At 65.7% G+C, this 14,936-nt stretch carries 15 protein-coding genes; 9 read left to right on the top strand and 6 right to left on the bottom strand.

The genetic code is table 11. From position 1 onward, the window contains the following. Nucleotides 1-35: 35 nt before the first annotated feature. Complete coding sequence (locus LQ144_RS05430; RefSeq protein ID WP_230117541.1) at nt 36-752, top strand: GNAT family N-acetyltransferase; 717 nt, start codon at nt 36-38, stop codon at nt 750-752. A gap of 106 nt (nt 753-858) precedes the next feature. On the opposite strand, the gene LQ144_RS05425 is transcribed toward LQ144_RS05430, so the two are convergent. From LQ144_RS05425 to LQ144_RS05400, 6 genes are all read right to left on the bottom strand, one after another. After that, nucleotides 859-2,373, bottom strand: coding sequence for a DHA2 family efflux MFS transporter permease subunit (locus LQ144_RS05425; protein WP_230117540.1), 1,515 nt, complete (start codon nt 2,371-2,373; stop codon nt 859-861). Nucleotides 2,374-2,437: 64 nt separating this feature from the next. After that, nucleotides 2,438-2,863: an ankyrin repeat domain-containing protein gene (locus tag LQ144_RS05420; protein ID WP_230117539.1), complete on the bottom strand. Its 426-nt coding sequence runs from the start codon at nt 2,861-2,863 to the stop codon at nt 2,438-2,440. Next, a complete protein-coding gene (locus LQ144_RS05415) occupies nt 2,860-3,945 on the bottom strand; it encodes a folate-binding protein (protein ID WP_230117538.1) in 1,086 nt (361 codons plus the stop codon). The genes LQ144_RS05420 and LQ144_RS05415 overlap by 4 nt, the downstream gene beginning before the upstream one ends. A gap of 73 nt (nt 3,946-4,018) precedes the next feature. Then, nucleotides 4,019-4,741 carry a flavodoxin family protein gene (locus tag LQ144_RS05410; RefSeq protein ID WP_230117537.1) on the bottom strand — a complete coding sequence of 241 codons (723 nt, stop codon included), beginning with the start codon at nt 4,739-4,741 and terminating at the stop codon, nt 4,019-4,021. 121 nt (nt 4,742-4,862) lie between these two features. Next, a complete protein-coding gene (locus LQ144_RS05405) occupies nt 4,863-5,495 on the bottom strand; it encodes an FABP family protein (RefSeq protein WP_230117536.1) in 633 nt (210 codons plus the stop codon). Between the two features lie 170 nt (nt 5,496-5,665). Further along, entirely contained in the window at nt 5,666-6,400 is a 735-nt protein-coding gene (locus LQ144_RS05400; protein WP_230117548.1) for a permease, read from the bottom strand. 366 nt (nt 6,401-6,766) lie between these two features. On the opposite strand from LQ144_RS05400, the gene LQ144_RS05395 reads away from it, so the two are divergent. The 8 genes from LQ144_RS05395 to LQ144_RS05360 all read left to right on the top strand — a co-directional run bounded on the left by LQ144_RS05395 (nt 6,767) and on the right by LQ144_RS05360 (nt 14,933). Then, nucleotides 6,767-7,465, top strand: coding sequence for a response regulator transcription factor (locus tag LQ144_RS05395; protein WP_230117535.1), 699 nt, complete (start codon nt 6,767-6,769; stop codon nt 7,463-7,465). 241 nt (nt 7,466-7,706) lie between these two features. Continuing rightward, nucleotides 7,707-8,678, top strand: coding sequence for a mycothiol synthase (gene mshD, locus LQ144_RS05390; RefSeq protein WP_230117534.1), 972 nt, complete (start codon nt 7,707-7,709; stop codon nt 8,676-8,678). A gap of 105 nt (nt 8,679-8,783) precedes the next feature. Beyond that, nucleotides 8,784-11,033, top strand: a complete 2,250-nt coding sequence (locus LQ144_RS05385; protein ID WP_230117533.1) for an RNA degradosome polyphosphate kinase — start codon at nt 8,784-8,786, stop codon at nt 11,031-11,033. 9 nt (nt 11,034-11,042) lie between these two features. Then, on the top strand, nt 11,043-12,011 hold the full coding sequence (locus LQ144_RS05380; protein ID WP_230117532.1) for an NUDIX hydrolase: 969 nt from the start codon (nt 11,043-11,045) through the stop codon (nt 12,009-12,011). Nucleotides 12,012-12,078: 67 nt separating this feature from the next. Next, nucleotides 12,079-12,882 (top strand): thymidylate synthase, encoded by an 804-nt coding sequence (locus LQ144_RS05375; protein WP_290369718.1) that lies wholly within the window; start codon nt 12,079-12,081, stop codon nt 12,880-12,882. Continuing rightward, nucleotides 12,879-13,463, top strand: a complete 585-nt coding sequence (locus LQ144_RS05370) for a dihydrofolate reductase (protein WP_230117531.1) — start codon at nt 12,879-12,881, stop codon at nt 13,461-13,463. Before LQ144_RS05375 ends, LQ144_RS05370 begins: the two co-directional genes overlap by 4 nt. 10 nt (nt 13,464-13,473) lie before the next feature. After that, nucleotides 13,474-13,692: an NF038396 family protein gene (locus LQ144_RS05365; protein WP_230117546.1), complete on the top strand. Its 219-nt coding sequence runs from the start codon at nt 13,474-13,476 to the stop codon at nt 13,690-13,692. Nucleotides 13,693-13,847: 155 nt separating this feature from the next. Next, nucleotides 13,848-14,933 (top strand): WXG100 family type VII secretion target, encoded by a 1,086-nt coding sequence (locus LQ144_RS05360; protein ID WP_230117530.1) that lies wholly within the window; start codon nt 13,848-13,850, stop codon nt 14,931-14,933. The last annotated feature ends 3 nt before the right edge of the window (nt 14,934-14,936 follow it).

Genomic DNA, 14,936 nt, shown 5'->3' with positions numbered 1-14,936 from the left:
GCTTGGGGGCGGGCCGGGGTCGGTAGGCTGGAGGCATGAGTCTTGAGCCCCACTCCGCCGCCATCATCCAGCTAGCCTGGGCGCGCCGTTTGGGGCTCGACGACGGCGCTTTCGCCACGGCCCTGGAAACCGGCGAACGCATCACCAGGGTTGAGGACTCCGCCCGGTCGGTGGAGTTCGTCCGACTCTTCGGCAGCTCCGTGCTGGTGGGGCCGCAGTGGGCGCTGGATGCCGCCGTCGGAATCTCCGATGAGGAAATGGCACAGCACGTCACCCTGCTGACCATCACGCGCCACCACGGCGGGCACGGACAGGGCTCCGCAGCGCTGTTCTTCGCCGATGATCTGCCGCTGCTGCAGCCCTCCGAGGAACTGACCGTCTCACACGGCAACCCGGAGGCGATCGAGCTGGAGGGCCTTTGCCCCCCGGACGACGTCAACGAGGTAGGGCTCTCGGACCTGGAAAACCGCTACACCATCATCCACGACGAGGACGGCCGCAAGGTGCCTGTGGCCTGCGGTGCGTACTCGGAATGGGAAGGAATCCTGGCCCACATGGGCGTTCTCGTGGCTCCCGAATGGCGGCGCCGAGGCCTGGGGTCGCTGGCGGCTTCGATCGCCGCGCACGAGGCCCTCGCCTCCGGGCTGACGCTGCAGTGGCGCTCGGACGTCAGCAACAAGGGCTCCCTGGCCACAGCACGCAGCCTGGGCTTCTCCACCGGCGGCATCCAGACCAGCGTGCTGCTGGGCTGAGCACGCCCGCACAACACAAGCCGGCACAAGCCGCGCCACCGGGCACAACGGCACCGCCGGACCAAAAGGTCCCGCCGGGCACAAAGGTCCCGGCGGCACGGCAGGCTTACAGCGTCTTCGCGTCCGCGCTCTCAGGCGTCGCGGCCTGCTGACCCGCCCAGCCCTGCACCGGCTTCGGCCGGGCGAAGAAGAGAGCCACCGCTGCGCCGAGCACGATCACGGCCGCGGGCAGCATGATGGACTGGCCCATCGCCGTCGAAAATCCCTCGTGGAGGGCTTCCGGCAACTTGCCGCCGAAGCTCGCCGACTCGCCGCCCGACCCGCCGGGCGCCCCGGCGGCAGGAAGTTCCGCCGCGAGCCTGGCCTGCATCAGCACCGCAATGGCGGCGCTGCCGAGGACGGCGCCGATCTGCCGCGTGGTGTTGTACACGCCGGCGCCGGCGCCCGCCTGCCGCGGCGGCAGGTTGCGGGTGGCCGTTGAACTCAGCGGAGCCCAGATACCGGCGTTCGCGAAGCCGAGCACGGCGCTCGGCAGCAGGAACAGCCACACCGGGGTGTCGGGATGCATCAGCGCCGAGTTCCAGAACAGGGCCACGGCCATGAGCACCAGCCCCGCGGAGGTGATGTATTTCGGGTTTACGCGGTCGATGATCCTGCCCACCACGGGGGCGAGGCCACCCGAAATCAGCGCCATCGGAACCATCATGAGGGCGGACTGCGTCGGCGTCATGCCGCGCACCATCTGGTAGTAGAAGATCAGCGGCAGGCCGAAGGCCGTGACGGTGAAGCCCACTGTGGTGATCCCGATGTTGGCGAGCGAGAAATTGCGGTCCTTGAAGAGACCAAGCGGCAGCAGCGGCTCGCCCTTATTAACGGCCTGCCAGACGACGAACAGCACCAGCACCACGATGCCGCTGATGATCAGGCCCCACACCGTTACGGGACCGGTGATGGTGCCCCAGTCGTAGGTCTCGCCTTCCTGAAGACCGAAGACGAGGAGGAAAAGCCCGACGGCGCTCAGCACCACGCCGGGGATGTCGAACTTGTGCGGGTGGGTGGTGAGCGACGGCACCAGGCGCCAGGCGAGGATGAAGCCAACGATCCCGATGGGGACGTTGATGAAGAAGATCCACTCCCAGCCAAGCCAGTCCACCAGCACGCCGCCGAGGATCGGGCCCACCAGCGTGGCCACGCCGGCAGTGGCGCCCCACAGCCCCATGGCGGCGCCGCGCCGGTCCGGCGGGAAAATGCGCGTGATCACGGCCATGGTCTGCGGCGTCATCAGCGCTGCGCCCAGGCCCTGGAGAACGCGCGCCGCGATCAGCATCTGGACGTTGCCGGACAGCCCGCACCAGAGCGAGGCCAGGGTGAAGACGACCAGGCCTGACAGGTAGAGCCGCTTGGGGCCGAACCTGTCACCGAGCCTCCCGGTGATCAGGAGCGGAACCGCATACGCCAAGAGGTAGGCGCTCGTGACCCAGATGACGGCATTGATGTCCGTGTCCAGCCCGGCCATGATGCTCGGGTTGGCCACGGAGACGATCGTGGTGTCGATCAGGATCATGAAGAACCCGATGACGAGCGACCAGAGGGCCGGCCACGGCCTGCTTACGTTTTCCAAGAAAAATTCCTTCAGTTGCAGACGGCTGGTGGGTGCCGGCGGTGTATTTCAGTCGGTGCCGGCCCTATGCCAGCAGCGCCTGGATGTCTTTGCGGGCGAACATCTCGGCGGCCGCGCGGGCCGAGGGGGTTCCGGCATCGGGGTCGGCTCCCGCGTCAAGCAGGACCCTGGCCACATCGGTGTAGCCCTTGAAGACGGCGCCGGCGAGCGGGGTCTGCCCGCGGTCGTTCGCGCCGTTGGCATCGCCGCCATGGTAGAGGATCAGCTGAACTGTCTCGGCGTGGCCGTGGTAGGCCGCGAGCATCAGCAGCGAATCCCCTGCGGCGTTGGTCAGGGTGGCCGGAGCGCCGGCGTTGAGGTAGCACCGGAGCGTGTCGGTCTCCCCGTTGCGTGCGGCTTCGAAGAGCGAGTGCGCCAGCGCGAGCGTCTCCTCATCCGGCTCCGGCGACGGCGCGGTCCCCGGTGCACCCGGGGCAGTCGGGTCTGTCATTTGTGGGTCCCCCTCAGGAATCCGGTCTGCCGGCCAATGACCTGCCCGGCGTCGGGAGCCACGATCACTTCCTGCGCGGCCGTGTACGGCTCTTCACCGTCCATGACAGTCAGTATTTCATCCGGAGCGACCGAACGCTTGATGACCGCCAGCGCAATGGGGCCCATCTCGTAGTGCTGCGCCACGGACGTGGCGGTTCCCACCTTGCGCTCCCCCAGCAGCACGGGACTTCCGGCCACCGGCATGGTGTGCTGGGAGCCGTCGAGCTGGAGGAACACGAGCCGGCGCGGCGGGTGGCCCAGGTTGTGCACGCGGGCAATGGTCTCCTGGCCCTTGTAGCAGCCCTTGGCCAGATGGACGGCGGTCCGGAGCAGATCAAGCTCGTGCGGAATCGTCTTGTCGTCGGTTTCGGCGCCCAGCCGGGGGCGCCAGGCCGCGATGCGCAGGGCCTCGGCCGCCGACACCCCTGCCAGGGGCCGGTCCCCCAGCGTTGCCTCGAGCTCCGCCGCCGGAACCAGGTATTCGAACCACGGGCGCTCGGCGCCGGGATGGGCGTCCTCGCCCACCACGGAATAGGCGTATCCGCCGGCACTGACGTGCGGCCACGGGTCCTGCCATACCGTCAGGGCAGACCACTCCGGCACGGCCCGGGTGGATCCCAGCACGGCCCAGTCGTCCGAGACGTCCGCAATTTCGACCCGCAGCATGAACTTCATCTTGTTCAGCCACTCCGCCAGCGGCATGGCTTCGGCTGCCTCGACGATCAGCCAGGTGCTGCCGCCGTCGTCCACCACCCGGGCGTCGAATTCGATGCGCCCCTGGACGCTCAGGAGCAGCAGCTCGCTGGATTCACCGGGCTGGAGATTGGTGACCTGCTGGGAGGAAAGCGTGTTGAGCCAGCTCAGGCGGTCGGGGCCGGTAACGGTCACCACGCCGCGGTGGGAAAGATCGACGACGGCGGTGCCGGTTGCGAGGGCGCGCTGCTCACGCAGCGGCTCACCGTAGTGGGACGCGACGCCGGAATCGGCACCGCCCGCTTCGACGGCTCCAGGGCGCGACAACAGAGGGCTCTTGATAGTCATATGAAAGGGAACGTCCTTGGCTCGGCGGGTATTCCGGTCTTGCAGGACCGGGCTGCGGGTCCGGCACCCGCCGTCAGCGGTACTCCGGATTTTCGAAACCGTACTTCGATCCGGCCTTCCATTCTTCCGGAAGGTTGCCGTAGGCGGGAATTCCGCCGGAATCCTTGAGCAGCCGGGCCAGATGAAGGAGATTCCACGTCATGAAGGTGGTGTTTCTGTTAGTAAAATCACTCTCCGGACCCCCGGACCCTTCATCGAGGTAGCTGGGCCCGGGGCCCACGGGGCCGATCCAGCCGGCGTCGGCCTGCGGAGGAATGGTGAACCCGATGTGCTGGAGGCTGTAGAGGACGTTCATGGAGCAGTGTTTGATGCCGTCTTCGTTGCCCGTGATCAGGCACCCGCCCACCTTGGGGTAGAAGGCCCACTGGCCCTTTTCATTGAGCTGCCCCGAATGCGCATAGAGCCGCTCGATGAGTTTCTTGGTCTGGGAGGAGTTGTCCCCCAGCCAGATGGGCCCGGCAACTACCACGATGTCGGCCTCCTGGACAGCGGGATACAGCTCCGGCCATTCATCGGTCTCCCAGCCATACTCGCGCATATCCGGGTACACACCGCTCGCAATGTCGTGGTCCACGGTACGGATGAGCCGCGTCGACACCCCCTGCTTTTCCATGACCAGCCGGCTGATCCGGATCAGGCCCTCCGTGTTGCTCGTTTGGGGCGAGCGTTTGAGGGTGCCGTTGAAGAAAACCGCCTTGAGGTCGCTGTAGATCGTCGGGACTTCAGCTTCAGCCATGTGGTGCTCCCTTGGTTGCGTCGGGCAGAGGAACTCGGGACCTCAGACCAACGTAGCCCACGGGAGCGGGCGGCGGAACAGAGCGGATCGCCGGGCTGTCAGGCGCCCGGCCGGGGAGCCGTCAGGAAACCTTTTTCAGGAACGCCGAGGCGTGGGCTTCCAGTCCGTTGCCCGGCTCCGAAGTGCCGGCTGCCGGGGAAGCGCCGCCGGTGGCGACATCCCAGCGCCACAGGAGGTTCCCGTCAACGAGACCGAAGATCCGCGTGGCCGCGCTGTAGTCCTTGGAGTGGCTGCCCCGCATCACCATGTCGGTGCTCAACTGGATCTGCGGGCCCTTGATCTGCCCGTAGTACAGCTCGGAAATCCCGCCCGGATGGGCGATGGAGACGGAAATGTCGAATCCGCCGTCCTTGTTCCGCAGTGCCTCCACCTCGTCGGCACTCTTAAGCGCCGGCACGATGTCCGCGGGGACAAGGCCGGGACCGCCGTCGGCGTCCAGTTGTTTGCGCTCAAGGGCCCAAAATCCGGTCTCGACCGTGAGGGGCCGGAGCTTGGTGCCGTCCTCATCGGTCAGCCAGCTCTCCGCACGGTACTGCAGGTACGGCAGGCCGTTGTGGGTGAACGAAACGCGTTGCACAAAGTGCTCAGAGCCTTCGTCGCCGGAACCAAGCCGTCCATGGCCCTCCCACTCACCAATGAGCCAGGACAGCGGAACCAGTTCGGGTGTCAGGTCTGTTGGAATCTCAATAGGCACGGTTGTTACCTCTGGAAGCTGCTAACAGGGGAAGCGGTTCTACTTCTGGCCCTTGAACAGGCGGTAGACCACGAAACCGGCAAACCAGGCCATGGACAGGCTCGCTACGCCGAGCAGGACAAGGAAGAAAATTTCATATGCAAGTACGGACATGGTGCCATCCTAACGCGTTAGAAGATGAGTAGTTTGTCTATGAAGTAGGCAAGGGATCCGACCGCCGCGACGGGCGCCAGGCCCATGCCCAGGGCCGCCGGGAAGTTCAGCGGCGTCCCCCGCAGTGTCACGAGTCGCCGGAAGCTGACGAGCACCGCCCCGACCACAACCCCGAACACCGCGGCGGGCAGGACAGCGATGTCGGAGAACACCAGTCCGGCCAGCGGGCCCGCGAGACCGGCCAGAACGATTCCCAGCGGCGCGACGATCCTGTCCGGCCAGCGGAGGAGGCCTGCCAGCAGCGCGACGGCGGCGCTGACGCCGGCGACGAGCAGCATTTCCCTGACCCCGTTAAACCGCGCTCCGGCGATCCAGCCTGCGCCCATGCAGGACAGTATGACGCCCACGCAACAGCCCAGGATCGATTCGAGCCGCTGAGCCTGCCCCGTTCCGCGGATCAGCTGGACCACGAACACGGAGGTGACCCCCAAGGCGATGAAACCCGGCGTCCAATTGAGGTAGCCCGGGGCGGAAACGGTGGCCGCCGCCACCGCGGAGCCGGCACCTGGCAGGCCGATCACCGCCGCGAGGGTCTTTTTGGCCGGTATCCCCAGGTAGTGCGGCCAGCCGACGCCCACGGCCAGCGCAACGACGACGCCGACGGCGAGGAGGACATCCGGTGTCCGGTAGACGCTGGCGATGATGGTGGCCAGGCCGGCCAGGCCAATGACTCCGATGCTCCACGACTTCACGGCGGACCCGGTGTGCGCCGCAGCGCTCACTTCCGGCGTGGCCATGGCGTACTCATCTCTGACTCTGAACTCAACTTCGCTGCGTCCTCATCCTGGCTGTGCCGTTGAAGGGCAGGGCTGACGCCCTGACGGTTTCAATCCTGCCCTATGTGACTGCCATATGTCGCAAATGAGGCACGCTGCAGGCCAGGATCAGTGCCTGTCTGGGGGCCGTTAGGTATACTCAAAGCTCAGCTACGCTTCCCGCTGCGGGAACCGGAGACGCCGGCTCGCCGGAGGCTCCGCCCGTTGCAGCCAGCACAGTACCGGCCGGTGAAAGCCCGGTTCAGTCGCCCAATGATGCGCGGACGGCCCCTTGGAGGAACAATGTCGCACATCCTGTTACTGACCAACAGCACCGGATCATCGGTGGACATTCTGCCTGCCTTGGAGCTGTTGAACCACCGGGTGCACATCCTGCCCGCGGAGCCCACTGCCCTGCTCGAAACGGATCCCTGCGACATTGTGCTGCTGGATGCGCGCAAGGACCTAGTGGGGGCCCGGTCGCTGACCCAACTCCTGAAGGCAACAGGCCTCAGCGCACCGCTGGTGCTGATCCTGACAGAAGGCGGCATGGCCGCCGTATCCTCGGCATGGGCAGTCGATGACATCGTTCTGGACTCCGCTGGCCCTGCCGAGGTGGAAGCCAGGATCCGGCTCTCCGTGGCGCGGGCCGTCCCGGAGAAGGAAGACCTGCCCTCCGAAATCCGGGCCGCCGGCGTCGTGATCGATGAAGCCAGCTATACCGCGCGGGTCAACGGCGCGGCACTAAACCTGACCTTCAAGGAATTCGAGCTCCTGAAGTACCTGGCGCAGCACCCCGGCCGGGTGTTCACCCGCCAGCAGCTGCTCACCGAGGTCTGGGGCTACGACTACTACGGCGGCACCCGGACCGTGGACGTGCACGTCAGGCGCCTGCGCGCCAAACTGGGCGCGGACCACGAAAACCTGATCAGCACCGTCCGCAACGTGGGGTACCGGCTCACCCTGGTGCGCCAGCAAGAGGACGAGCTCACCGAGGCCTGACGGGCTCCGGCGTCAAGAAGCCAAGCAACGCAAACGGCCCGGACTCTTTCGAGTCCGGGCCGTTTGCGTTGCTTATTTGCTTTAGTGGAGGACATACGGGTCGAACGTATCGAGGCCACCCCAGTGGTGGATCCCCCTCACATTCTGCTTCAGGAAGCTGAATGAGATAACGACTATACGGGGCCACCCCGGCCGGCCACAAATCGGGCAGCCCGGCGGCCGCTGCGTATAGCCTTACAGCATGAGTCCTGCGCATCCGGAGATCTGGCCTGTCACCGTCATCAGAGGCGGCGTGGACGCACAGCTGCTGCGGGACATCAAGCCCCTGCTGTCAGCCGCCGAGGAATCGGACGGCAACCCCTCCATTTCGGAACAGACCCTGGTGACGCTGCGCGCCGCGGACACCGGGCCCCACTCGCTGCTGACGCTGGCGCTGTACTCCCCGGACGAGGACTCCGATCCTGCCACCGCCCAGGACCTGGCGGGTTTCGCTGTGGTGGTCGAAGAAGCGGACGGCACGGGAGTCCTGGAGATCGCCGTCCACCCCAGCTACCGGAACCAGGGCGTGGCTGACCGGCTGGTTGGCACGCTGAAGTCTGAACGCGGATTCGGCGGGCTGAAGGCCTGGTCCCACGGCAACCACGAGGCTGCCGCGGACCTGGCGGCCCGCTACGGCTACGGGCCCGTCCGGGAACTGTGGAAGATGCGGCTCATGACCGCCGCGGCTGAACTGCCCGACGTCGGTCTTCCGGACGGCGTGGTGCTCCGCGCCTTTGTGCCGGGCAGGGATGAGGACGCCTGGCTGGCGGCCAACCGCGAGGCCTTCGCGCACCACCCGGAACAGGGCTCCATGACACGGGCGGACCTTGAGGCCCGGATGGCGGAGCCGTGGTTCGACCCCGCCGGCTTCCTGCTGGCCGAAGACGGGGACGGGCAGCTGCTTGGCTTCCACTGGACCAAGGTCCATCCGCGGCATGGCGACCATCCGGCCATCGGCGAAGTGTACGTCGTGGGCGTGACGCCGGCCGCCCAGGGCATGGGCCTGGGCAAGGCCCTGACAGTCGCCGGCATCAGGCACCTCCAGCAGCAGGGACTGCACGCGGTCATGTTGTACACGGATGCGGACAACTCCCCGGCAGTCTCGCTGTACCGCGGGCTGGGCTTCACCCGGTGGGACGTCGACGTGATGTACGGGCCGCTGGACGGACGTTAGTCCAGTCATTCGACGCACTGTCCGGTCCCGCTGAAATCTGCGGGTCCCGCACGTGCGAATGCTTGTAAGGTTGAAGCTAAATCCCGCCAGCATCAAGGAGAGAGCATGCAACCGGAATCCGCCGGATCAGCGACGACCGAAATCAAGGCGGCCCCGGTGCGCGCCCGTTTCGGCTCCTCCGAGGTGCCTGCGTCCCGCGCCACCCAGGACCGGATCGACATTCCGGAGTTTGCCGCCATCCTGGAGCCCGAGGGCGAAATCAGCCCGGACCGGTTCCTGGACCGTGAGCTGAGCTGGCTCGCCTTCAACGCCCGGGTCCTCGAGCTCGCCGAAGACCCCAACCTCCACCTCCTTGAGCGCGTCAGCTTCCTGTCGATCTTCGCCTCCAACCTCGATGAGTTCTTCATGGTCCGCGTGGCCGGCCTGAAGCGCCGGATCGCCACCGGCCTGGCGGTCCCCTCCCCCGCGGGGCTGAGCCCGGTCCAGGTCCTTGAGCAGATCGGCGAGGCCGCCCACACTCTCCAGCAGCGGCACGCGCAGGTCTACGCCGAACAGATCCGCCCCGCACTGGCATATGAACAAATCCACCTCATGCACTGGGAAGAACTCGACGACGAGGCCAAGAACCGCCTCAGCGTCATGTTCGCGGAAAAGGTCTTCCCCATCCTCACCCCGCTTGCTGTGGACCCGGCCCACCCCTTCCCCTATATTTCCGGGCTCTCGCTGAACCTGGCCGTGGTGGTCCGGAACCCCGTCAGCGACAAGGAGCTCTTTGCGCGTGTCAAGGTTCCGGACCAGCTGCCGCGCCTGATTTCCATCGACGGTCCGCGCGCAGGATCCGTGCCGGGACGGGTTGCCCGGTTCATCGCCCTCGAAGAAGTCATTGCGGTCCACCTGGACCGGCTCTTCGCCGGCATGGAAGTCCTGGAACACCACACCTTCCGCGTGACACGCAACGAAGACGTGGAGGTGGAGGAAGACGACGCCGAGAACCTCCTGCAGGCGCTCGAGAAGGAACTCCTGCGCCGCCGGTTCGGCCCTCCTGTCCGCCTCGAGGTCACCAACGACATCAACCCCAACATCCGCGCACTCCTGATCCGGGAGCTGGGCGTGGACGAATCCGAGGTCTACTCGGTTCCTGCCCCGCTGGACCTCCGCGGGCTCTCCGTCATTGCCGGCATTGACCGCGCCGACCTGCACTATCCCAAGCACGTGCCCCACACGTCCCGGTACCTGAACGAATCCGAAACGTCCAAGGCCGCCAACGTCTTCGCCGCGATGCGCCGCCGGGACATCCTGCTGCACCACCCCTACGATTCCTTCTCCACGTCGGTCCAGGCGTTCCTCGAACAGGCGGCCGCCGATCCGAAGGTCCAGGCCATCAAGCAGACCCTGTACCGCACGTCGGGCGACTCCCCCATCGTTGACGCGCTCATCGACGCTGCCGAGGCCGGCAAGCAGGTACTCGCGCTCGTGGAAATCAAGGCCCGCTTTGACGAGCAGGCCAACATCTCCTGGGCGCGCAAGCTTGAGCAGGCCGGAGTCCATGTGGTGTACGGGATCGTCGGGCTAAAGACGCACTGCAAGCTGTCCCTCGTGGTGCGCCAGGAAGTCGACGGACTGCGCCGTTACTGCCACATCGGAACAGGCAACTACCACCCCCGCACAGCCCGTTACTACGAGGACCTTGGTCTCCTGACCGCCAACGAGCAGGTGGGCGAGGATCTCTCCAAGCTCTTCAACCAGCTCTCCGGCTACGCCCCGAAATCCACTTTCAAGCGCCTCCTGGTCGCACCGCGCTCGGTGCGCTCCGGACTGATCGACAGGATCGAGACCGAGATCCGCAACGCCCGTGCCGGCATTCCGGCGCGTGTGCAGATCAAGGTGAATTCCATCGTGGACGAGTCCATCATCGATTCCCTCTACCGGGCTTCCCAGGCGGGCGTTCCGGTAGACGTCATCGTGCGCGGCATCTGCTCGCTCCGGCCGGGAGTTCCGGGCCTCAGCGAGAACATCACAGTCCGTTCCGTCCTGGGCCGCTTCCTGGAGCATTCACGGGTGTTCGCCTTCGCCAACGGCGGCGACCCCGTGGTGTACATCGGATCGGCCGATATGATGCACCGCAACCTGGACCGCCGGGTTGAGGCACTGGTCCAGCTGTCGGGAGGCGAGGACACCACGTACGTCCTGGACATGCTCCGCCGGTACATGGATCCCGAAACAGCAAGCTGGCACCTCGACAATCAGGGAATCTGGAACCGCCATCACCTCGACGAGGACGGCAGGGAACTTGACGACGTCCAGTCCTGGCTCCTGGCTTCCCGCTCCCGCCAGCGCGCAACTGCCCGGCGGTAGGAAACGGGTTTGAAGAGCGATTCACCGATAGCCGACCAGACCGATCACCCGGGCGAGCCGGTTGCCGTCACGGCGGCTGGCGCCTTGCCGTGGCGGATCAGGAAGGACCAGCTGGAAGTCCTGCTGATCCACCGGCCCCGGTACGACGACTGGTCCTGGCCGAAAGGCAAACTCGACGCCGGCGAAACGGTCCCCGAGTGCGCCGTCCGCGAGGTGGAGGAAGAGATCGGGCTCCAGGCACCCCTGGGGATTCCGCTGCCGCCCATCCACTACCACGTGGCCAGCGGGCTGAAGGTTGTGCACTACTGGGCCGTGGAAGTGAACGGCGCTCCGCTGCGGCCTGACGGCAAGGAGGTGGACAGCGTGATGTGGTGCACCCCGGAGAAGGCTGCTTCACTGCTGTCCAACCCCTCCGACATCGGGCCGCTCGAGTACCTGGCGGCGGCCCATGCCCGGATGGAACTGCACACCTGGCCCCTGGTGATCGTGCGCCATGCCAAGGCGAAGCCTAGGTCGTCGTGGACGAAGGCCGAAGGCGAGCGGCCGCTGGCAGCCACCGGCGTGCGCCAGGCCCAGGCCGTGCGGAGGCTGCTCCACGCCTGGAAGCCCCTTCGGGTGGTCAGCAGCCCCTGGCAGCGCTGCGTCGCCACGATCGCCCCGTACGCCAAGGCCACGGACGCAAAAGTGAAGCTGGTGGATGCGCTGACAGAGCACCGGCACGCACGCAATCCCAAGAAGACGGCCGCCACGATTGAGTCCCTGTTCGATAAGCAGCGCGCCGTAGTGTTGTGCACCCACCGGCCCGCACTGCCTACCGTCCTGAGCCAGCTGGGCGTCTACATGAACACCAGGCTGAAGGGCGTGCTTCCGGTGGCCGACCCGTACCTCGCCCCGGGGGAAATGATCATCTGCCACGTGGCGCACAGCAGCAAGAGCAAGATCGTGGCCGTGGAGCAGTTCAAGCCGTTCGACGACTGAAAGCTGCTGACCGTGCCGCCGCCCCGGGGGCCCCGCACCCCCAAGCTGTTCCCACTAGACTGGACGCGTGAACATCCCAACGCCCTATGAAGACCTTCTGCGCGATGTCATGGCAAACGGCACGCATAAATCCGACCGCACCGGTACCGGCACCAGCAGCGTCTTCGGACGCCAAATCCGCTTTGACCTGGGCGAGGGCTTCCCGCTCATCACCACGAAGCGCGTGCACTTCAAGTCCGTCGCCGTTGAGCTGCTGTGGTTCCTGCGCGGCGACACCAACGTGAAGTGGATGCAGGACCAGGGCGTGACCATCTGGAATGAATGGGCTGACGCCGACGGCGAACTCGGCCCGGTCTACGGCGTCCAGTGGCGCAGCTGGCCCACTCCCGACGGTGGCCACATCGACCAGATCACGGAGCTCGTCGAAAACCTGAAGGCCAACCCGGATTCCCGCCGGCACATCGTGTCGGCCTGGAACGTGGCCGAGCTGAAGGACATGGCGCTGCCGCCCTGCCACGCGTTCTTCCAGTTCTACGTCGCCGACGGCAAGCTGTCCTGCCAGCTGTACCAGCGGTCGGCGGACATGTTCCTGGGTGTCCCGTTCAACATCGCCTCCTATGCGCTGTTGACCTGCATGCTGGCCCAGCAGACCGGCCTGGAGCCCGGCGAATTCGTCTGGACCGGCGGCGATGTCCACATCTACGAAAACCACATGGACCAAGTCCTGAAACAGCTGGAGCGGGAGCCCTACGAGTATCCGCAGCTGAAAATCACGCGCAAGCCGGCCTCGATCTTCGATTACACGCTGGACGACTTTGAAGTGGTGGGATACCGCCACCACCCCACAATCAAGGCGCCGATCGCAGTATGAGTGCCGAAGAGACCATGGATCCCCAGACCTTCAGCGAGAACATCGCGGCAAACATGACCGGGATCGGGCTGGTTTGGGCACAAACTACAGCCGGGGTGATCGGCAACGCCGGCGATATGCCGTGGCACCTGCCCGAAGACCTGAAGCACTTCACCAAGGTGACCAGCGGACATCCCGTCATTATGGGCCGCAAGACCTGGCTGTCCTTCCCGGAGAAGTACCGCCCCCTCCCCAACCGGACCAATATCGTCATTACCCGGCAGGAAGACTGGGCCCGCACGCCCGAGGCGGAGGGCGCCGTCGTCGTCAAGTCCCTTGATGATGCCCTCCTCGAGTCGCAGTTTGCACCCGGCTTCGAGGCGGTCTGGATTGTGGGCGGCGGCGAGATCTTAGAGCAGTCCACGGAGATCGCCAATATTGCCGTAGTCACCACCATTGATATGGAGGCCGATGGCGACACGCACGCCCCCGAACTCAACGCGGCGTGGGTTCCGGAAGACTCAGTACCCAGCGAAGGCTGGCTGACCGCGGCCAACGGCACCCGCTACCGGTTCACACAGTGGAACCGGACGGAAGGTTAGACGAATGCAGATGCTCAGAAAACCCGAAACCCTGTTCGTGCTGGGCTACATGCTGCTGCCGCTGCTCGCCCTGCTGTCCGCGATCGTTGGGCTGACCATGATCCTTGGCGGCAACAAGATCGCGGGCATCATCGTCCTGGTTGTCGTAACCCAGGTATTTGCCTTCGGCGCCTTCTTTGCCCTGCGCGCCCGCAAGAGTGCCCTCCTTGAGGAGACCGACCCCCGGTAGCTCCGGGACCGCCGTCGGCTCTGGGCCGCCGACGGCGACCGGCGATGGGGAGCGCTGCCCATCGCGGCGGCGGCACACCGCCATTACAGTGTTGGCAGGACTCGGCAGCAACCGTTCAGACGCAGAACGTTCAGATTTTGGGGGATGATGCCACAGTGGCAGGCAACTTGTGGGGCTCGGACGTTGCGCAGCTGCGCACGCTCGCTCAGCAGTTCGGAAAGGTGTCCGACAACCTGTTGCAGCAGTCTTCGCAGCTGACCAACCAGATCAACAACAACCCTTCGTGGAAGGGCAACGACGCGACGCAGTTCCGCTCGGACTGGAACGGCAGCCACCGGGCCCTCATCCAGAGAACAGCCCGCGCACTGAAGGAAGAATCCAGGAAACTGCTCGAAAACGCCAACGAGCAGGAGAAGGCCAGCAACGCCGGCGGCCCCGGTACCTTGGGCGGTCCGGGCTCTCTGGGTGGCCCGGCCGGCGGCGCGGGCGGGTTCTCCGTTGGCGGTGTGCTGCTCGGCGGATTTGGGATGCTGAAGGCGGGCATGACCATCCAAAAGTTCATCAAGGCCCCGCTCACCCTGGCCAAGCACGCCGGACAGTACGGCTGGGTTTTGAAGAATCAGCGCGCAGAGTTCATCAAGTCCTTCCTCCAAGGGAGCCACCGGATCGGCGGCCCCGGCTTTGCCGCTCACAGACTGCTTGGCAATCCAGCCCTGGATGATCTGCTTAAGGGATCTTCGGCTGCCAACCGCGGCATCGGCCTGATCGATAAGGCGACCGACATTGCTTCCCTGAAGAACCTGAATAAGTACGTCGGCCCGCTGGGCAGGTTCGAAGGGGTGTTCGCGGAAAAGCCCTGGCTCGGCGCGGGCACCAAGCTCGAGTGGCTCGGCAAGTCCGGCGTCGCGCGCACGCTGGGCTGGGCGGGCGTCGGCTTCAGTGCCTACGACTCCGTCAAGAGCTTTTCCGACGGCGACATCAAGGGAGGCCTTGTGGGGGCCGGAAAGACTGCCCTCGGCGTCGGCTGCTTTTTGCCGCCTCCGGCAGGAACCGTCTGCCAGGTCGCCAGCGTCGGAATCGCCGTCTATGAGAATTGGGACACCATCAGCAGCGTGGGCAAAAATGTTGGCGAGGGGATCGTCAACGCGGTGAAGGATCCCGGAAAGTTCGTCAGCGACACGAAGGATTCGGTTGTGGACGCGGGCAAGTCCGTAGGCAAGTTCTTCGGAATCGGCGACTAGGAG

The organism is Arthrobacter sp. Bi83 (genome assembly GCF_918698095.1).
GTDB lineage: Bacteria > Actinomycetota > Actinomycetes > Actinomycetales > Micrococcaceae > Arthrobacter.
Note: the sequence above shows the minus strand (reverse complement) of the source record. Positions and strands in the feature narration are given on the sequence as shown.

What these genes read in the sequence shown, in the direction of transcription:
- LQ144_RS05430 (WP_230117541.1), top strand. Translation starts at nt 36, where the DNA reads ATGAGTCTTGAGCCCCACTCCGCCGCCATCATCCAGCTAGCCTGGGCG.
- LQ144_RS05420 (WP_230117539.1), bottom strand. Translation starts at nt 2,863, where the DNA reads ATGACAGACCCGACTGCCCCGGGTGCACCGGGGACCGCGCCGTCGCCG.
- LQ144_RS05415 (WP_230117538.1), bottom strand. Translation starts at nt 3,945, where the DNA reads ATGACTATCAAGAGCCCTCTGTTGTCGCGCCCTGGAGCCGTCGAAGCG.
- LQ144_RS05410 (WP_230117537.1), bottom strand. Translation starts at nt 4,741, where the DNA reads ATGGCTGAAGCTGAAGTCCCGACGATCTACAGCGACCTCAAGGCGGTT.
- LQ144_RS05395 (WP_230117535.1), top strand. Translation starts at nt 6,767, where the DNA reads ATGTCGCACATCCTGTTACTGACCAACAGCACCGGATCATCGGTGGAC.
- mshD (WP_230117534.1), top strand. Translation starts at nt 7,707, where the DNA reads ATGAGTCCTGCGCATCCGGAGATCTGGCCTGTCACCGTCATCAGAGGC.
- LQ144_RS05385 (WP_230117533.1), top strand. Translation starts at nt 8,784, where the DNA reads ATGCAACCGGAATCCGCCGGATCAGCGACGACCGAAATCAAGGCGGCC.
- LQ144_RS05370 (WP_230117531.1), top strand. Translation starts at nt 12,879, where the DNA reads ATGAGTGCCGAAGAGACCATGGATCCCCAGACCTTCAGCGAGAACATC.
- LQ144_RS05365 (WP_230117546.1), top strand. Translation starts at nt 13,474, where the DNA reads ATGCTCAGAAAACCCGAAACCCTGTTCGTGCTGGGCTACATGCTGCTG.